At 34.1% G+C, this 18702-nt stretch carries 17 protein-coding genes; 16 read left to right on the plus strand and 1 reads right to left on the minus strand.

What is annotated here, in order from left to right; genetic code table 11:
* Nucleotides 1-73 precede the first annotated feature (73 nt).
* The 7 genes from ABTV69_RS07230 to ABTV69_RS07260 all read left to right on the plus strand — a co-directional run bounded on the left by ABTV69_RS07230 (nt 74) and on the right by ABTV69_RS07260 (nt 7142).
* The gene (locus ABTV69_RS07230; protein WP_433834948.1) at nt 74-1057 is read left to right on the plus strand and encodes an alpha/beta fold hydrolase; all 984 of its coding nucleotides are present in this window, start codon (nt 74-76) and stop codon (nt 1055-1057) included.
* A gap of 2 nt (nt 1058-1059) precedes the next feature.
* Nucleotides 1060-3474, plus strand: a complete 2415-nt coding sequence (gene thrA / locus ABTV69_RS07235; RefSeq protein WP_433834949.1) for a bifunctional aspartate kinase/homoserine dehydrogenase I — start codon at nt 1060-1062, stop codon at nt 3472-3474.
* 210 nt (nt 3475-3684) lie between these two features.
* On the plus strand, nt 3685-4110 hold the full coding sequence (locus tag ABTV69_RS07240) for an OsmC family protein (RefSeq protein WP_091493828.1): 426 nt from the start codon (nt 3685-3687) through the stop codon (nt 4108-4110).
* A gap of 125 nt (nt 4111-4235) precedes the next feature.
* Complete coding sequence (locus ABTV69_RS07245) at nt 4236-5408, plus strand: trans-sulfuration enzyme family protein (protein WP_433834950.1); 1173 nt, start codon at nt 4236-4238, stop codon at nt 5406-5408.
* Nucleotides 5409-5564: 156 nt separating this feature from the next.
* On the plus strand, nt 5565-6071 hold the full coding sequence (locus tag ABTV69_RS07250; protein WP_433834952.1) for an RDD family protein: 507 nt from the start codon (nt 5565-5567) through the stop codon (nt 6069-6071).
* 27 nt (nt 6072-6098) lie between these two features.
* Nucleotides 6099-6599 (plus strand): RDD family protein, encoded by a 501-nt coding sequence (locus tag ABTV69_RS07255; RefSeq protein WP_433834954.1) that lies wholly within the window; start codon nt 6099-6101, stop codon nt 6597-6599.
* A gap of 132 nt (nt 6600-6731) precedes the next feature.
* The gene (locus ABTV69_RS07260) at nt 6732-7142 is read left to right on the plus strand and encodes an RrF2 family transcriptional regulator (RefSeq protein WP_008466594.1); all 411 of its coding nucleotides are present in this window, start codon (nt 6732-6734) and stop codon (nt 7140-7142) included.
* Nucleotides 7143-7239: 97 nt separating this feature from the next.
* Here ABTV69_RS07260 and ABTV69_RS07265 read toward each other — a convergent pair whose 3' ends face one another.
* A complete protein-coding gene (locus tag ABTV69_RS07265; RefSeq protein ID WP_433834956.1) occupies nt 7240-8022 on the minus strand; it encodes a sulfite exporter TauE/SafE family protein in 783 nt (260 codons plus the stop codon).
* A gap of 306 nt (nt 8023-8328) precedes the next feature.
* Between ABTV69_RS07265 and ABTV69_RS07270 the strand changes: the two genes are divergently transcribed.
* From ABTV69_RS07270 to ABTV69_RS07310, 9 genes are all read left to right on the plus strand, one after another.
* Entirely contained in the window at nt 8329-9231 is a 903-nt protein-coding gene (locus ABTV69_RS07270) for a sulfite exporter TauE/SafE family protein (protein WP_433834958.1), read from the plus strand.
* 28 nt (nt 9232-9259) lie between these two features.
* A complete protein-coding gene (locus ABTV69_RS07275; RefSeq protein WP_433834960.1) occupies nt 9260-9970 on the plus strand; it encodes a phosphoadenylyl-sulfate reductase in 711 nt (236 codons plus the stop codon).
* 238 nt (nt 9971-10208) lie between these two features.
* Nucleotides 10209-11108: a sulfate adenylyltransferase subunit CysD gene (gene cysD, locus ABTV69_RS07280; RefSeq protein ID WP_057117574.1), complete on the plus strand. Its 900-nt coding sequence runs from the start codon at nt 10209-10211 to the stop codon at nt 11106-11108.
* Nucleotides 11109-11236: 128 nt separating this feature from the next.
* Nucleotides 11237-12481: a sulfate adenylyltransferase subunit 1 gene (locus ABTV69_RS07285; protein ID WP_433834962.1), complete on the plus strand. Its 1245-nt coding sequence runs from the start codon at nt 11237-11239 to the stop codon at nt 12479-12481.
* An 86-nt stretch (nt 12482-12567) separates the two neighbouring features.
* On the plus strand, nt 12568-14658 hold the full coding sequence (locus tag ABTV69_RS07290; RefSeq protein ID WP_433834964.1) for a HEPN domain-containing protein: 2091 nt from the start codon (nt 12568-12570) through the stop codon (nt 14656-14658).
* Nucleotides 14651-15424, plus strand: coding sequence for a uroporphyrinogen-III C-methyltransferase (gene cobA / locus ABTV69_RS07295; RefSeq protein WP_433834966.1), 774 nt, complete (start codon nt 14651-14653; stop codon nt 15422-15424). Before ABTV69_RS07290 ends, cobA begins: the two co-directional genes overlap by 8 nt.
* Nucleotides 15425-15564: 140 nt before the next feature.
* Nucleotides 15565-16146: a precorrin-2 dehydrogenase/sirohydrochlorin ferrochelatase family protein gene (locus tag ABTV69_RS07300; protein ID WP_433834968.1), complete on the plus strand. Its 582-nt coding sequence runs from the start codon at nt 15565-15567 to the stop codon at nt 16144-16146.
* A 274-nt stretch (nt 16147-16420) separates the two neighbouring features.
* Nucleotides 16421-17473, plus strand: a complete 1053-nt coding sequence (locus ABTV69_RS07305; RefSeq protein WP_026728546.1) for an NAD(P)/FAD-dependent oxidoreductase — start codon at nt 16421-16423, stop codon at nt 17471-17473.
* Between the two features lie 317 nt (nt 17474-17790).
* A complete protein-coding gene (locus ABTV69_RS07310) occupies nt 17791-18600 on the plus strand; it encodes a hypothetical protein (RefSeq protein WP_433834971.1) in 810 nt (269 codons plus the stop codon).
* Nucleotides 18601-18702: the final 102 nt, after the last annotated feature.

Raw genomic sequence — 18702 nt, forward strand, 5'->3', positions numbered from 1 at the left:
ATTTTTTCTAGTTAAACCTAGTTTTTCTTTCTAATATTTCCATATACAAATCAATAATACAACAGATTTGAAATTGGAAAATATACCAAATCCCATTATAATTCAAGATTTCATCACAGAAAGTGGTGCAAATTATCATTCTATACCATTAAGTTTTACGCTTGCAGGTCAACCTTTGCACAGCGCGCCTATTGTTTTGGTTAATCATGCTTTAACTGGAAATTCGCAGGTAACTGGCGAAAATGGCTGGTGGAATGACTTAATTGGCGAAGGTAAAACCATTGATACTGCTGTTTATACCGTTTTAGCCTTTGATATTCCTGGAAACGGAAGCAATTCTTTCTTAATCGACAATTACCATGATTTTACAGCCAGAGATGTGGCAAGAATCTTTATCGAAGGTGTAAAAGCTTTAAATATCGAAAAACTTTTTGCGGTTATTGGAGGTTCTGTTGGTGGCGGAATTGCTTGGGAAATTTTAGCTTTAGCGCCAAACATTACAGAAAACCTTATTCCGATTGCGAGCGACTGGAAATCGACTGACTGGCTTATTGCAAATTGCTTCTTGCAAGAGCAAATTCTAAACAATTCTTCAAAACCAATTGAAGATGCAAGAATTCATGCAATGCTTTGTTACCGTTCGCCAGAATCATTCAAAGAAAAATTTCAGAGAACGATCAATCAAGAGCTGCTGATTTTTAATATCGAAAGCTGGTTGGCGCATCACGGAAAAAAATTGCAGAAAAGATTTCAATTGTCTTCTTATAAATTAATGAATCAGTTGCTTAAAACAATTGATATTACTAGAAATAGTGAGAGTTTTGAAAACTTAATGTCTAAAACAAAAGCTTCAATTCATATTGTCGGAATCAATTCAGATTTGTTTTTTACAGCAAAAGAAAACGTGGAAACCTACGAAGAATTGAAGAAGTTTAAAGATAATGTTTTCTATAGCGAAATTGTTTCGGTTCACGGACATGACGCTTTTTTAATCGAGTACAAACAATTAGATCATTTACTTGCCGACATTTTTAAGGCAGAAACAATAAAGAAATAAAAATGAAAGTATTAAAATTTGGAGGTAAATCATTAGCAAATGGAGAAGGACTTAACAAAGTTGTTTCTATCATTTCTGATAAAGTAAATCAAGGTGAAAAAATTGCCGTTGTAGTTTCTGCACGTGGAAATGCGACAGACGAATTGGAATTTATTTTAAGCATTGCTGCTAAAAATGGCAGTTACAAAGAATTATTAGAGAATTTTAAAAAATATCAAATCTCAGATTACCCACAAGTTGATTTGTCTGAAGAATTTAGTGTCTTAGATAAGCTTTTTGAAGGGGTAAGTTTAATTGGCGATTACAGCAAAAAAATCAAAGATCAGATTTTGTCTAAAGGAGAATTGCTTTCGGCTAAATTATTGACGGCTATTTTGTTGGAAAAAGGTATCCCAGCCAATTTTGTAGATACAAGAGATTTATTGAAAACTGATTCTAAATTTGGCGATGCACAGCCTTTAGAACAGCTTTCAAAGAAAAACGTAGTTAATTATTTTAAAGAACATAACGGAGAAACGGTTAATATAGTTACAGGTTTCATTGGATCTAACAACAACAACGACACAACTACTTTAGGTAGAAATGGCAGTAACTACACCGCTTCGTTAATTGCAAATTATTTAAATGCTGAAGAATTACAAAACTTCACGCACGTAGACGGAATCTACACTGCAAATCCTGATTTGGTTGCAGATGCTAAGAAAATCGAATATTTATCGTTTAATGAAGCAAATGAGCTGGCAAATTTCGGTGCAACGATTCTTCATGCCAAAACGATTATTCCTTTGTTGGAAAAGAATATTCCGTTACGAATTTTAAATACATTCAACCACGAAAATCGCGGAACTTTAATCACTTCAGATTCTTCTAAAGAAGGAATTAAAACGCTTTCTGTTTTAGAAAATGTTTCTCTTGTAAATCTTGAAGGACGAGGATTACTTGGAAAAGCGGGAGTTGATGCTCGAATTTTTAAAGTAATGGGCGATCATAATATTAGTGTGAGTATCATTTCGCAAGGTTCTTCAGAAAGAGGAATTGGACTTGTAGTTGCAACTGATAAAGCGACAACGGCAGTTGTTGAATTAGAAAAAGAATTCGAAAATGACTTTTATTCTAAAGACGTAAATCAGATTACGGTAACAGACAATGTATCGGTAATTTCGATTATCGGACAGGATTTGAGCACTTTCCACAAACCATATACCGCTTTAATCAAAAATAAAATTGTTCCGATTTTGTTCAACAACACTGTTACGGGTAAAAACGTGAGTTTGGTTGTTAAAAAAGAAGAATTAAATAAAGCTTTAAATGTAATTCATGGAGAGATTTTTGGAGTTTCTAAAAAGATTAACATCGCTATTTTCGGTCACGGATTAGTGGGGGGAACTTTGATTAACCAAATTTTAGAGTCGGCTTCAGCAATTGAAAAACGTAAAGACATTAAGCTGAATGTGTTCGCTATAGCGAATTCTAAAAAGTTGCTTTTAAACAAATACGGCGTTACAAATAGTTGGAAAGAAGATATTCAAACAAAAGGTGAAGCTTATACCATAAAAGATATTATTGCTTACGCGAATGAGCACCATTTAGAAAACTTGATCGCAGTTGATAATACGGCAAGCGCGGCTTTTGTAGAAAACTATATTACGCTTGTAGAAAACAGTTTCGACTTGATTTCTTCAAATAAAGTAGCCAATACATTAAGCTATGGTTTCTATAAAGAATTGAGAAGCGCTTTAGAAGAAAACCAAAAGAATTATTTATACGAAACCAATGTTGGTGCAGGTTTGCCGTTAATTGATACGATTAAATTATTACATCTTTCAGGAGAAAATATCACTAAAATTAAAGGAGTTTTCTCAGGAACATTGAGTTATTTATTCAATAATTTCTCTGCGAAAGATGCGCCTTTCAGCGAAATCTTGCAAGAAGCAATTGATAACGGATATACAGAACCAGATCCGCGTGAGGATTTATGCGGAAACGATGTTGGAAGAAAATTATTAATTTTAGCTAGAGAATTAGACTTGCAAAATGAGTTTGAAGAAATCTCAATTCAGAATTTAATTCCAGAGCACTTACGTGAAGGAAGCGCAGCCGATTTCTTGACGAAACTGAAAGAATTTGATCCAATTTATGCTAAAATAAAAGCAGAACAGCAGCCAAATCACGTTTTAAGATATATTGGTGAATTGTCTGGAGATTTGCAGAATGACAAAGGAAATTTAGAAGTAAAATTAGTTTCAGTTCCATCAGACACAGCACTAGGCGGATTAAAAGGTTCTGATTCTTTCTTCGAAATTTACACAGAATCTTACGGAGATCGTCCAATTGTTATTCAAGGAGCCGGTGCGGGTTCTGCGGTAACGGCGAGAGGAGTTTTTGGAGATATTTTGAGATTGTCTGATAGAGGATAGTCTGATTTTAGATTGCAGATTTTTGATTTTAGATTGATGATCTTGCGAAGTTTTCTCCACAGTTTGTCATTTCGACTGAAAGGAGAAATCACACTAGAAACTCCGCAACGGAAAGTCAAAATCTTTGTAGAATCCCGCGTGAGATTTCTCGTTCCTCGAAATGGCAAGATTGCACAAAATTGAATAAAAAAACAAAAAAATAACAACACAATGAAAGTAACTTTAAACAGAGTAAATGACGCATTTCATTTTAAAGTAAAAAATGAACGCGGACACATAGTTGACGTTGACAGCAGAGCCGAATTTGGCGGAAGCGATTTAGGTGCAAGTCCAATGGAATTAGTTTTAATGGGGGTTGCAGGATGCAGTGCTATTGATATGATTTCAATCTTGAAAAAACAGCGTCAAGAAATCACTTCTTTTAACGCTGAGGTTGAAGGTACGCGCGTACAAATCGAAGAAGCAAAACCTTTTAAAGAAATCGATGTGGTTTTTTATTTAGAAGGAGAAATCAATCCAGAAAAAGCAAAAAAAGCAGCACAACTTTCTTTTGAGAAATACTGTTCAGTAGCCAAAACGGTTGAGCCAACAGCAACAATTAGCTATAAAGTGGTTTTAAACAACGAAGCTTTGTAAATTAAATAATTAGAGAATTTGACAATTAGAAAATTAGATAATTCTTATGTAGTTTGAATTTTAAATTTAGCAATAACCTGAAACTTTAAACTTTAAACGTAAAACAAAAAAAACAAAACAACACAATGAATACAGAAGAATTTGGTTTTGAAACACAAGCCATTAGAACAAATTTAGAAAAAACACAATTTCAAGAACATTCAAGTCCTTTGTACTTATCTTCAAGTTTTATATTTGAAGATGCAGAGGATATGAGAGCTTCTTTTACAGAAGAAAAGGTTCGTAATATTTATTCTCGTTTCAGCAATCCAAATACAACAGAATTTGTTGATAAAGTTTGTGCGATGGAAGGTGCCGAAGCGGGTTATGCTTTTGCAACAGGAATGGCAGCCATCTATTCAACATTTGCAGCATTATTAGAATCTGGAGATCATATTGTTTCGGCAGGAAGTGTTTTCGGTTCAACTCATGCATTATTCATGACTTATTTTCCAAAATGGAAAATCGAAACTTCTTATTTTGATATCAATAAACCAGAAACAATTGAAAGTTTTATCAAGCCAAATACTAAAATTCTTTATGCTGAAACGCCAACAAATCCTGGTGTAGATGTAATTGATTTAGAATTGTTGGGGCAAATTGCAAAAAAACATAATTTGATTTTAATCATTGACAACTGTTTTGCTACGCCATACATTCAGCAGCCAATTAAATACGGAGCGCACATCGTAGTACATTCTGCAACAAAATTAATGGATGGTCAAGGCCGTGTTTTGGGCGGAATCGCAGTTGGAGAAGCAGAATTAATTCGTAAAATTTATTTGTTTTCAAGAAATACGGGGCCAGCAATGTCGCCATTTAATGCATGGGTTTTGTCAAAAAGTTTAGAAACTTTAGCTGTTCGTGTAGACAAACATTGTGAAAATGCTTTAAAAGTAGCTGAATTTTTAGAAAGTCACCCGAATGTAAACAGTGTAAAATATCCGTTCTTGAAATCACATCCAAAATATGAAATTGCCAAAAAACAAATGCGTTTAGGAGGCAATATTATTGCAATCGAAATTAAAGGCGGTCTTGAAGCAGGAAGGAAATTTTTAAACAAGATTAAATTATGTTCTCTTTCAGCAAACATTGGCGATGTAAAAACAATTGTTACACATCCAGCTTCTACAACGCACAGTAAATTGTCTGAAGAAGATCAATTGGCGGTTGGAATCACGCAAGGTTTAGTTCGTGTTTCTGTTGGTTTAGAAACTGTTGAGGATGTAATTGCAGATTTAAAACAAGCACTTTCTTAATTTAAGATTTTAGACTTCAGAGTTTAGATTCCCAATATATCATGACGATTTTTAGCTGTAAACTTATTACTGTTAAAAATCGTCATTTTTTTTTAATTGTTGTTCATGTAAAAAGTATAATTTTGTTTTATATAGTAAATTTTAATTTAAATTATTTTGACGCACGATATTGCTTATGTTCTTGATAAAAAGTTGCTTGCTTCAGACAGAAAGCGTTTTGAAGGTGCTATTGTTGATTTTATTTTTGTTTTTATTTCAATTTTTGTTTCGGGTCTTATAATTGTGACGATCGGGAATATTTCTAATTGGGATATATTTTCTGTTTGGGATCAATTCATTACTGGTTCAACTTACTTGGCATTTTTTACTTACTTAATGCTTAATTATCTGTTTATGGAATGTTTTTTTGGAGCGACTATGGGTAAATTTGCTACTGGTATGAAAGTCGTGACAGATAATAGTGTGAAGCCAAATTTTATTAGAATTCTTATTAGAACTTTATGTCGCTTAATTCCTTTTGATGTTTTGTCATTTTTAGGGAAATCAGGAAGGTTTTGGCATGACTCTTTTTCTAAAACCTATGTAGTGGATAAAAAAGATTTAGAAAGTGATATGGAGATTTTTTATTTTTCAAATTCGATAGGTATTAATACTGAGTGTTAAACTATAATAACTTAATAAAATAAATCTATGAGCAACAGTACTTACATTCTTGATGACAAATTATTAGCTTCTAGCGGAGCACGTTTTTTAAATTATATTCTGGATCTATTATTTTTTTTCATTTTCTTTATGATGATCATTTTTTTTCTAGGCATTTTAATCGGCTTAGGGTTTGCAAATTTGGCAGTTTGGATGGATAATTTGGGAGATTTTGGATGGAATATTATTGCCATTACCATTTCGCTTATTTACTATCTAGTTTTTGAAGGATTATTTGCAAGATCAATAGCTAAATTTATCACTGGAACTGTAGTAGTAGATGAAAACGGACAAAAACCTGATTTTGCAACTATTTTTAAAAGAAGTTTATGTCGTTTTATCCCTTTTGATGCGTTTACTTTCTTAGGAGGTTCGCGAGGCTGGCATGATTCTCTTTCTCATACTTATGTGGTTAATAAAAAGGCCTTGGATGAAGAAATTAGATTGTTTCATGAATTCAATTTAATCGGAAGTAACGAAGTAATTTGATAGAATTAGTAGAATTTAACTATTCAATTATTATTTTTCTCGTTTAAAAAGCCTACTTTTGTTTCAGAAAAATATGTGGCTTGATTTTCAGTATGAAAACACAGAATAAAGGCTGCAATCTAAAACTAAAAAATGCTTTCAAAGAAAACAAAATACGGAATAAAAGCTTTAACTTATTTAGCAAGACGTGAGAATAACGAACCGGTACAAATAGCTGAAATTGCAAAAAGTGAACATATTTCAATTAAATTTCTGGAAAGTATTTTGTTGTTGCTTAGAAACTCTGGTTTTCTTGGCGCCAAAAAAGGAAAAGGCGGTGGCTATTATTTGATCAAAGATCCGAAAGACATTAGCATGGCGAAAGTCTATCGCATTTTAGAAGGCCCAATCGCATTATTGCCTTGTGCCAGTCATAATTTCTATGAAAGATGTGACGACTGCGATGATGAATCGACTTGCGCTGCGCGACGTTTAATGACAGAAGTTCGTGATAATACACTTAAAATATTAGAAAGTAATTCTTTGGCAGATATTGCATTCTAAAGAAAAGCAAACCATATAAGTTATATAAGTTCAATTTAGCTTTACGCAAAGCTTTATTAAATGAAACTTATTTAACTTATATGGTTTAAAATTTATCTTAAAATATCAATTTGTATCCGGCCATGAAAAGCATTACTGCAATGGCGTTTCGAAGAAATTGATCAGGCACTTTTCCACTTAACATACTACCACAATATATTCCAGGAAGCGATCCCATTAATAGTTGTCCTAGTAATCCTATATCTAAATTCCCCATTGATGCATGCCCAAGACCTGCAACTAAAGTTAGCGGTACAGCGTGCGCAATTTCGGTTCCCACCAGACGAGGCGTTGGAAGTAATGGATAAAGGAAAAATAAAGTTACGGTTCCCAATGCTCCAGCTCCAATAGAGGTCAAGGTTACGGTTGCGCCTAACAAAATTCCGATTCCAATTGTCAGCATGTTTTGAGTTGTGCTTTCATTGTGAAATTTATCGCCAGCATGCTTTTGGGAAAAAACTAAAATTTTCTGTTTGAATATAATTGCAACTGAAGTAAATAATAAAGCCCAACCTAAACTGTACTTAATTACGCTATTGATTTTTTCAATATCAGTTTTAATGCTGTTTAGTATCCATAATGTCAATAAAGCGGCAGGAACACTTCCTAAAGTTAGCCAGCCTGTAATTTTCCAGTTGATATTTCCTTTTTTGTTGTGTACAAATACGCCACCTGCTTTGGTAAAAGCGGCGTAAAGTAAATCGGTTCCAACGGCTTTCGTTGGTGGAATTCCAAAATACAATAAAATTGGAGTCATTAAAGAACCTCCTCCAACACCAGTTAACCCAACAATAAATCCGACAACTAAACCTGCGATTACAAGACCAATCTGAAAATCCATAATAAAAATTTGCCGCTAAAATAATAACAATTTTATAATTATCCTATAGATTTGGTAGAGATTAAATGTGTATTTTTACAAATCACAAAATTAAAGCGCTCTGTTAAAATGTGATGATGTAGCGTGTAATTTGTTAAATAAATTATTAATCCTTTCTTAAATCTCTTATCTGTTGGTTTATAGTGTACTAGCTTCAGCAAAAAACTGAATATATTGTTTTGATATTTAAAAATATATAGTACATTTGCAAAGTAATCTACTAAGCCGATAGGGTAATTGATTTTTAAGAGCAAAAATCTTAGAAATATGGAAAATGAACTTAAATTGAATAATACTGCGATTAAGTCTAGTGCTTTGTCAAAAGGAAATTTATGGGTTGTGGTACCTATCGTTTTGTTAGTAGGCTTATTATCAGTATTGATATACAATCACCATGCAGAATTTACCTGGAGTGGATTTGTAAATGGTTTTAATGAAGAGTTCTTAGTGTTTTTTGCTATTGGAGTTTTCGCTCAATTAGTTGACGGAACTTTAGGGATGGGTTACGGAGCGACTTCTACGTCATTTTTATTGGCTTATGGAGTTCCGCCAGTGGTGAGCAGTACAGCAGTTCACGTTTCTGAAATGTTTACGACAGGAGCATCGGCACTTTCGCATCATCGTTTTGGAAACATTAATAAAAAACTAGTAAAACATTTGTTGATTCCTGGTGTTTTAGGATCAATTATAGGAGCTTATTTGTTATCTGATGTGATTAACGGAGATGTAATTAAGCCTTTTATTGCGGTTTATATGATCGTTTTAGCGATTATCATTATAAGAAAAGCTCTTAAAAAGAGCATTGTTAAAAAGAAAACCAAAAAATTGGGCGCTTTAGCTGTTTTTGGAGGTTTTATGGATTCTGTTGGAGGAGGAGGCTGGGGCCCGATTGTAACTTCAACATTATTAGGAAGAGGGAGAAATCCGAGATATACTATTGGTTCTGTAAACGCAGCTGAATTTGCAATTTCATTTGCAAGTGGTATCACTTTCATGCTTTTTGGAGGAATTCACGGTTGGCAAGTTATTATCGGATTAATTTTAGGAGGAGTTATTTCAGCGCCATTAGCAGCGTATTTGGTGAATAAAATCAAAAGAAAACCAATGATGGTTGCGGTTGGAGTTCTAATTATACTATTAAGTTTAAAAACATTATCTAAATTATTGTAAAGAATAATTTTAGAAAGGAATACAGATTATGAGTGCGAGTATTGTACAAGAATTATTAGAGAAAACAAAAGATTTTTCGCTTGACGAAACCTTAGTTTTTTTAGCAAAAGAATTTCCGGGGAAAGTGATTTTTTCAACTTCTTTCGGTCAGGAAGATCAGGTAATTACTGATTTTATTGCAAAAAGTAACACTGATATTAAGGTATTTACTTTAGATACAGGAAGATTATTTCAGGAAACTTACGATGTTTTTCATAAAACATTAAAAAAATACAAAAGACCAATTGAAGTGTTTTTTCCAGAAGCGGCTTCAGTTGAAAATCTTCTGAAAACAAAAGGGCCAAATAGCTTTTACGATTCAGTTGAAAACAGAAAAGAATGTTGTTTTATTCGAAAAGTAGTTCCATTAAGAAAAGCTTTAGCAGGAAATGCAGTTTGGATTACGGGTTTGAGAGCAGAACAATCAGAAAACAGACAAGATTTAAGTTTGTTTGAATACGACGGAGGTTTCGAAATAATCAAATTCAATCCGTTATTAAAATGGACTTTAGAAGAAGTTGAAACGTATCTTTCAGAAAATAATGTTCCTCAGAATGCTTTACACAAACAAGGTTTCGTAAGTATTGGATGCGCACCTTGTACAAGAGCAATTTTCCCAGGCGAAGATATCAGAGCCGGAAGATGGTGGTGGGAATCAAGTCATAAAGAATGCGGACTTCATAGTGCTAAGAAAGAGTAGAGTTTTTTAGAGGAAAGAAGCAAGAGGCGAGAGGCGAGACTTTGGTTGAGAATAGAAAAAAGAATATAGAATACAGATTTTAGTTCCGGAGGAACGATTCATATTGTAGCGCCGGATTTTAATCCGGTGGAGATTAAAGAGAATAGAATAAAGAGTGGAGATTTTAGATTGGGCGAAAAACTTGAAACTTTAAACCTGAAACAAAATTTATACAAATAAAATATCAAACAAAAACACAATGAGTTCAGTATTAAAAACAAACGCTTTAGAGAGTGAAGCGATATACATTTTCAGAGAAGTAATTTCACAGTTTGACAAACCGGTTTTACTTTTCTCAGGAGGAAAAGATTCTATTACATTGGTGCGTTTAGCGCAAAAAGCATTTTTTCCTGCTAAAATTCCGTTTCCTCTATTACACGTTGATACAGGACACAATTTCCCTGAAACGATCGCTTTCAGAGATAAATTGGTAGAAGAATTAGGTTTAGAGTTGATCGTTCGTAATGTTCAGGATGCTATTGATGAAGGAAAAGTAGTTGAAGAAACTGGAAAATATTCAAGCCGTAACAGCTTACAGACTACAACGCTTTTGGATGCAATTGAAGAATTCAAGTTTGATGCTTGTATTGGTGGCGCACGTCGTGATGAAGAAAAAGCAAGAGCTAAAGAACGTATTTTCTCTGTTCGTGATGATTTCGGACAATGGGACGAAAAAAATCAGAGACCTGAATTGTTTGATATCTTAAATGGAAAAATTGAAAACGGTCAAAACGTTCGTGTTTTCCCAATTTCAAACTGGACAGAATTAGATGTTTGGAGTTATATCGAAAAAGAACAAATCGAGATTCCATCAATCTATTTCTCACATAAAAGAAAAGTTTTTTTGAGAGACGGTTTAATCTGGTCGCATTCTCCTTTTGTGTACCAAGAAGAAGACGAACAAATCGAAGAAAGAATTGTTCGCTTCAGAACCGTTGGAGATATGAGTTGTACAGCGGCTGTTGAATCGTATGCAGCAACAATCGAAGAAGTAGTTGGCGAAATCAGATCATCAACAATTTCTGAAAGAGGTGCCAGAATCGATGATAAACGTTCTGAAGCTGCAATGGAGAAAAGAAAACAACAAGGATATTTTTAATTCAATTAAAAATTAAGAATTAAAAGTTAGAATCAAGAAAACAAAAACATACAGATTTAAATTTTAGATAAAGATTTTCAAAACTTGAAACTTGAAACAAAATTTAAACTTGAAACAACATAAAAAGAATGGACGTTTTAAAAATAGCAACAGCAGGAAGTGTAGATGACGGAAAAAGTACTTTGATCGGAAGATTATTGTACGATACAAAATCATTGACTACAGATAAAATCGAAGCAATCGAAAAAAGCAGTAAACAAAAAGGATACGATTATTTAGATTTCTCTTTGGCAACTGACGGATTAGTAGCAGAAAGAGAACAAGGAATCACGATTGACGTTGCGCACATTTATTTTTCGACTGCAAAGAAAAGTTATATTATTGCCGATACTCCGGGACACGTAGAATATACAAGAAACATGGTTACAGGAGCTTCAACTTCTCAGGTTTCAATCATTTTGATTGATGCTAGAAAAGGAGTTATCGAGCAAACGTACCGTCACTTTTTCATCAACAATTTATTGAGAGTGAAAGAAGTAATCGTTGCCATCAACAAAATGGACTTAGTAGATTATTCAGAAGAAGTTTTCAATAAAATTAAAGCTGATTTTGAGGCTTTAAACGCAAAAAGTACTTTCAAAGAACAAAACGTAAGTTACATTCCGTTAAGTGCAATCAACGGTGGAAACGTTGTGGATAAATCGGAGAATATGCCTTGGTACGATGGCCAAACAGTTTTAGAGCATTTAGAAGGATTACATTCTCATGATGTTTATGAGCCAGGAAAAGCACGTTTCCCAGTTCAAACGGTTATTCGTCCAAAAACTGAAGAATACCACGATTTCAGAGGTTACGCTGGAAAATTATACGGAAATTCCATTAAAGTTGGAGATGCTGTAACGGTTCTTCCTTCTTTAACAGAATCAAAAGTGACCAAAATTCACTTCTTCGATAAATCATTTGACGAAGCTTCTGCAGGTTCTTCAATCACAATCGAATTAGAAAATGATATCAATGTAACGAGAGGGGATATGATTGTAAAATCAGACGAACTTCCAAGAATTGAAAAAGATATTACAACGACAGTTTGCTGGATGGACAGCAAGAAATTGGTTCCAGGAACTAAATATTTAGTACAGCACAATACGAACAGAGTTTTAGCAAAAGTAGAAAGCATCAAAAACACGATTGCAACTGATTATTCAGGAACAGCAGAAGCTTCACAATTAGCGATAAACGAAATCGGAGAAGTAAGCATCAAATTAAGCAAGCCTTTATATTTTGACGCTTACAACGAAAACAAATCAAACGGAGCTTTTATCTTAATCGATACAGCAACGAACACAACAGCAGGAGTAGGTTTCATTAGATAGTTGATAGTTTATGGTTTTTGGTTGATGGTTCTGCTGTCAACAACCAACTATAAACAACCAACAATAAACTACAAACTAAAAGAGAAATGGAAAGTTTTAGAACAGAAATAGAAAATCCGGTAGTTCAGAAGGAGATTATCGAATTAGAAAAAAAGATTCACTTATTCCGTGGAGGAAAAATTGATGATGAGCGTTTTCGTAGCCTTCGTTTAGCCCGTGGTATCTACGGTCAGCGTCAGGAAGGCGTTCAGATGATTCGTATCAAATTGCCTTATGGTAAAGTGACCAGTGAGCAATTGAGAAGAATTACTGAAGTTTCAGATAAGTATTCTACTGGACGTTTACATATAACAACACGTCAGGATATTCAGATTCACTATGTGAGTTTGGACAGAACGCCAGAGCTTTGGTCAGAATTGGCTAAAGACGATATTACTTTGCGTGAAGCTTGTGGAAACACGGTTAGAAATATCACAGGAAGTGAATTAGCAGGTGTAGATGTAAACGAGCCATTTGATGTTTCGCCTTACGCACACGGATTGTTCCAATACTTATTAAGAAACCCAATCTGTCAGGAAATGGGACGTAAATTCAAAATTTCGTTCTCATCTTCAGACGAAGATACAGCTTTAAGTTATTTACACGATTTAGGATTTATTCCGAAAATCAAAGACGGACAAAAAGGATTTAAAGTTGTTTTTGGAGGAGGTTTAGGATCTCAGCCAGCACATGCCGAATTACTTTCTGAGTTTATTCCGGTTAACGAAATCATTCCAACAGCAGAAGGAATCATCCGTATTTTTGACAGATACGGTGAGCGTGCAAAAAGAATGAAAGCGCGTATGAAATTCTTAATCAAAGAAATGGGGAAAGACGCTTTTCTTGATTTGGTTGAAAAAGAGAAAAAAGCAATCGCTTTTGAAACATACGAAATTGATACTACTGCTTTTGACGGTCCAATTCCAGAACCAGTTTTAGAAGTGCCACAAGTTACAATCGAAGACACAAAAGCTTATGAAGCTTGGAAAAAATCGAATGTAATTGCACAAAAACAAGCAGGATATTATGCTATCGGAATCAAAGTTTTATTAGGAGATTTTTACACTGATAAGGCCAGATTATTAGCCGATTTAATTAAAAATTACGCAGCAAACGAATTGCGTTTTTCATTGCGTCAAAATATTGTAATACGTCACGTAAAAGAGGAGAATCTTCCTTTCTTTTATCAAGAATTAGCCAAATTGGACTTTGTTCATTTAGGATATAATTCAGTTGGAGATATTACGGCATGTCCAGGAACAGATACTTGCAACTTGGGGATTGCGAGCAGTACTGGTATTGCCGAAGAATTAGAAAGAGTTTTAAGTGCAGAATATCCTCAATATTTAAACAACCGCGAAATCGAAATTAAAATTTCGGGCTGTATGAACGCCTGCGGACAACATAATATGTCTGCAATTGGATTCCAAGGAATGTCTATCAACTCAGGTAAATTAGTGGCTCCGGCTTTACAAGTTTTATTGGGTGGAGGTAGATTAGGAAACGGAGAAGGACGTTTTGCTGATAAAGTAATTAAAATTCCTAGCCGTAGAGGACCAGAAGCTTTGCGTACGATCTTAAATGATTTTGATGCGAATGCGAATGGAGAAAAATTCCTAAACTATTATGATTTAAAAGGAGAAAAATACTTCTACGAAATCTTAAAACCATTATCTGATGTAACGAATCTAACAGAAGCAGATTTTGTGGATTGGGGTAACGCAGATAACTATGTAAAAGCAGTTGGAGTTGGTGAATGTGCTGGTGTTGTGATCGATTTAGTGGCTACTTTATTGTTTGAAGCTAAAGAGAAATTGATTTTGGCTCAAGAATCTTTCGACGAGAAAAAATGGTCAGATGCCATTTATCACGCTTATGCTGGATTTGTAAATGGAGCAAAAGCTTTATTGTTGGCTGAAAACCAAAAAACAAACCACCACGCAGGAATCGTTGATTTGTTTGACACTGTTTTTATCGATACCAATAAAATCGAATTGAATTCAACTTTTAAAGACTTGGTTTACCAAATCAATAAAAATGAACCATCTGAAGCTTTCGCTAAAGATTACATCGCGCAAGCAACTGTTTTCTTTGATAAAATCGAAACCTTCAGAGCACAAGAATTAGCAAATGCTTAATATAAAACCCAAAATAACTTTAGTCGGTGCAGGTCCGGGCGATCCCGAATTATTGACGCTAAAAGCCGTAAAAGCACTGGCTGAAGCTAATGTGGTTTTATACGACGCCTTGGCCAACGAAGAAATTCTAGATTACGCACCCAAAAATGCGATCAAGATTTTTGTTGGAAAAAGAATTGGAAATCATGCTTACACGCAAGATCAAATCAATCAATTGATTGTAGATAATGCGCTGACGTACGGAAATGTAGTTCGATTAAAAGGCGGAGATCCGTTTATTTTTGGAAGAGGAAGCGAAGAAATAGAATTCGCAGAAAGTTTCGGAATTGAAACAATTGTCGTTCCAGGAATTTCATCTGTAGTGGCAGTTCCCGCAAGTCAGGGAATTTCGATTACAAAAAGAGGCGTTTCAGAAAGCTTTTGGGCGATTACAGGTACAACATCAGATAGAAAATTATCGTCAGATGTAGCTTTGGCGGCACAATCTTCTGCAACAGTTGTAATCTTGATGGGAATGCACAAATTGCCCCAGATTATCGATTTGTTTCAAAAAGAAAACAAAGGAAATCTGCCAGTTGCCATCATCCAAAACGGAACAACAGCAGAGGAAAAAGTTGGCGTAGGAACAGTAGATTCGATTTTGAATATAGTAAAAGAAAAAGAATTAGGTTCTCCAGCCATTATCGTTTTAGGCGAAGTGGTTCGCGAAAGCCATAAATTAAAAGGATTTTACGAGGAATTTCTATCAAAAGAAATCGCAGGGTAAATTCCGAAGAAATACAGATTTTGCAACATCAGGTTTAAACCCGATATTTACATAAAATTGTTCCGTCAGGAACAAAATATCGGTAGAAAAAAAAAAATGTTGTAAAAAAAATGTTCCGTTAGGAACTACATATTGGTAAAATGGAACAAAACGAATTATATCCAATATTTCTAAAGCTTCACAATTTAAAGGTACTAATTGTAGGCGGAGGAAATGTAGGTCTGGAAAAGCTTTCTTTCTTGTTGAAATCAAGTCCGAATGCAAATGTTGAGGTAGTGGCACCGAATTTTCATTTAGAAATTCAGGTTTTAGCAGAAAATCATCCTTCGATAAAATTGACAAAATCGAAGTTTAAAAAGAAAATGCTCAAAAAGCGCCATATGGTAATTGCTTGTACAGATAATCTTGAAGTTAATAAAAGAGTGTACGATTTAGCAAGAAAACGCTATTTGATTTGCAATATCGCCGATACGCCAGATTTATGTGATTATTATTTGGGCGGAATCGTAACGAAAGGAAATGTGAAAATTGCCATTTCGACGAACGGAAAATCGCCAACAACAGCCAAAAGGCTTCGGGAGTTTTTTGAAGAAGTAATTCCGGAAGATATCAATCAAATGGTTGAAAATCTGAACGAATACCGAAAAACGCTAAAAGGCAATTTTGAAGAAAAAGTGAAAAGGATGAATGAAATCACCTCTTCATTAAAAAATAAAGAATAACAAAAAGTTCCGAAGGAACAATAGATTTTGTAGCGCCGGGTTTTAGCCCGATGATGCCGAAGGAACGAATCATATTGTAGCGTTGGGTTTCAACCCTATGTACAGATAGAATTGAATGATGTCGCGTTTTAATTCGATGATTCAGAAAGGTAAATTGCATTAAAAAATAGAGAGTAAAAAAGTTTCGGAAAGAAATTAATGATAAAAATCATTGAAAGTACAAGGATTTATTCGTTTCTTTGCGTTATTAAGAATGATTATAAACAACAACATAATGATTAAAACAGATATACTTATAATTGGAGCAGGACCAACGGGTTTATTTGCCGTTTTCGAGGCAGGATTATTAAAATTGAAATGTCACATCTTAGACGCTTTGCCACAGCCAGGAGGACAGCTTTCAGAATTATATCCTAAGAAGCCAATTTATGATATTCCTGGATTCCCAGAAGTTTTAGCCGGAGATCTTGTAGATGGACTAATGGAGCAAATTAAACAATTTGAGCCAGGTTTTACTTTAGGAGAGCGTGCAGAAACAATCGATAAACAAGAAGACGGAAGTTTCATCGTAACGTCTAATAAAGGAACTAAATTCCACGCGCCAGTTATCGCAATCGCGGGAGGTTTAGGAAGTTTTGAGCCTCGTAAACCACTTATCGAAGATATCGAGTTTTATGAAGATAAAGGAGTAAAATACTTTATTAAAAATCCTGAGAAATTCAGAGATAAAAGAGTTGTTATTGCAGGAGGAGGAGATTCAGCATTAGACTGGTCAATTTTCTTGGCAAACGTAGCTTCAGAAGTAACTTTAGTTCACCGTAGAAATGAATTTAGAGGCGCTTTAGATTCTGTAGAAAAAGTACAGGAATTAAAATCAGCTGGAAAAATCAAATTAATCACTCCAGCAGAAGTTATCGGAATCAATGGTGCTGAGCACGTAGAATCCTTAGATATCGAAGAAAACGGAGCACACCGCAAAATTGATTGCGACTATTTCATTCCACTTTTCGGATTGACACCAAAATTAGGTCCAATTGGAGACTGGGGATTAGAAATCGAGAAAAATGCCATTAAAGTAAACAATGCATTAGATTACCAGACCAATATTCCTGGAATCTTCGCCATTGGAGATATCAATACTTACCCTGGAAAATTAAAATTGATTCTTTGTGGTTTCCACGAAGCAACTTTAATGTGCCAGGCTGCTTATTCAATCATCAACCCAGGTAAAAAATACGTATTGAAATATACAACGGTATCTGGAGTAGATGGTTTCGACGGAACTCGTAAAGAAGCTCCTAAGGCAGTTGTTAAAGCGATTGTTTAATCTTAAAGATGCTAAGATACTGAGGTTCTAAGTTGCTAAGATTTTTAAATATTGTAAAGCCCAAACTTTTAAAAGTTTGGGCTTTTTTTATTCATCAAGGGAAATCCCAGAGGGATAAAATATTTATAGAAAAGAAATTATACGTTTTTAAAAGAGCTCCAGCGGAGCGAAATATATGCCGCTCCGCTGGAGCTTTGTTGGTGTGGTTATTGTTTTCTATAAACATATCGCTCCACTGGAGCTTAGGTTGAGTTAAATTCTAAAAATGAAATGAGTAATTCTATATCTTTATTGAATTAAATCAACTAAATACATAAATGAAAAACTCATTACTTTTAATACTGTCTTCGTTAATTTTCTTATCTAGTTGTGATAAAAAGAAGTCAGAATCTCTAAAAATAAAGCAAACGGAAGACAATAAAACAGAATGTTTGCCACGTCTTTACGATGATCCCAAACTTGAAAAAGAAAAGGTGCTTATTTATGCAGAAGAATATGATTCTTTGCTATTTTCAAAAAATGAGTTAAATAAAATTGAAAAACTTTTTCCAGTATTAAAAGCTAAATTTCCATCAGATCCAAAACAAGCCAGTTCAATTAAATTGTGGGAAAATTATATTGATCAAAATGGAAAAGAGGAGAGTATAACTTTTAGTAGCGAAGCAGGAGAAGATGAGTTTTGTTTGTTGTATGCGTATTATCTTAAACAAAAAAACGGAGAGGAAAAATTTAAAAAAGAAAGAGAGACTTTGATCCAATTATATAGAGCTATCAATGGACTTTATCAAGGCTTAAGTTATGGAGGGACTTATTTTGGGCATCAACATAAAAGGTTAAATGCTTGTGTAGAGTATTCTATTTATCAATTAGCGACAAGAAAAGAATATTTTGAAAAGGATTACGATTTTAGAAAACAGAAGGAATTGTATATTAAAACTATAATTCAATATGTAAAAGATGAAGAAAGCCAGAATGGCGATTATCAACAAGATCTTAAAAGCAATATAAAAAGAGCAAACGAGCGAGAAGAAGCACTTCAGGAGAAAATTACTATTTTAGAAAAATTGATTACAAATTATTTCTATTTGAGTCAGGTTCAAAATTTCGAAATAACATATTATAGATAAAACACAAAAAAGAAAAAGCTTAGAAACTCAGTATCTTAGAATCTTAGCAACTTTAAAAAAACATTTGCAAATCGTATTGTCATTTCATACCTTTGCACTGTT

Origin of the sequence: Flavobacterium anhuiense (genome assembly GCF_050990855.1) — a bacterium.
In the GTDB taxonomy this organism is placed as follows: Bacteria; Bacteroidota; Bacteroidia; order Flavobacteriales; family Flavobacteriaceae; genus Flavobacterium; species Flavobacterium anhuiense_C.

Bases quoted from the DNA above. Each gene is read 5' to 3' on its own strand.
- ABTV69_RS07270 (WP_433834958.1), top strand. From the start codon at position 8,329: ATGGAAAATGAACTTAAATTGAATAATACTGCGATTAAGTCTAGTGCT.
- ABTV69_RS07255 (WP_433834954.1), top strand. From the start codon at position 6,099: ATGAGCAACAGTACTTACATTCTTGATGACAAATTATTAGCTTCTAGC.
- thrA (WP_433834949.1), top strand. From the start codon at position 1,060: ATGAAAGTATTAAAATTTGGAGGTAAATCATTAGCAAATGGAGAAGGA.
- cobA (WP_433834966.1), top strand. From the start codon at position 14,651: ATGCTTAATATAAAACCCAAAATAACTTTAGTCGGTGCAGGTCCGGGC.
- cysD (WP_057117574.1), top strand. From the start codon at position 10,209: ATGAGTTCAGTATTAAAAACAAACGCTTTAGAGAGTGAAGCGATATAC.
- ABTV69_RS07305 (WP_026728546.1), top strand. From the start codon at position 16,421: ATGATTAAAACAGATATACTTATAATTGGAGCAGGACCAACGGGTTTA.
- ABTV69_RS07285 (WP_433834962.1), top strand. From the start codon at position 11,237: ATGGACGTTTTAAAAATAGCAACAGCAGGAAGTGTAGATGACGGAAAA.
- ABTV69_RS07260 (WP_008466594.1), top strand. From the start codon at position 6,732: ATGCTTTCAAAGAAAACAAAATACGGAATAAAAGCTTTAACTTATTTA.
- ABTV69_RS07245 (WP_433834950.1), top strand. From the start codon at position 4,236: ATGAATACAGAAGAATTTGGTTTTGAAACACAAGCCATTAGAACAAAT.
- ABTV69_RS07290 (WP_433834964.1), top strand. From the start codon at position 12,568: ATGGAAAGTTTTAGAACAGAAATAGAAAATCCGGTAGTTCAGAAGGAG.
- ABTV69_RS07300 (WP_433834968.1), top strand. From the start codon at position 15,565: ATGGAACAAAACGAATTATATCCAATATTTCTAAAGCTTCACAATTTA.
- ABTV69_RS07265 (WP_433834956.1), bottom strand. From the start codon at position 8,022: ATGGATTTTCAGATTGGTCTTGTAATCGCAGGTTTAGTTGTCGGATTT.
- ABTV69_RS07275 (WP_433834960.1), top strand. From the start codon at position 9,260: ATGAGTGCGAGTATTGTACAAGAATTATTAGAGAAAACAAAAGATTTT.
- ABTV69_RS07310 (WP_433834971.1), top strand. From the start codon at position 17,791: ATGAAAAACTCATTACTTTTAATACTGTCTTCGTTAATTTTCTTATCT.
- ABTV69_RS07240 (WP_091493828.1), top strand. From the start codon at position 3,685: ATGAAAGTAACTTTAAACAGAGTAAATGACGCATTTCATTTTAAAGTA.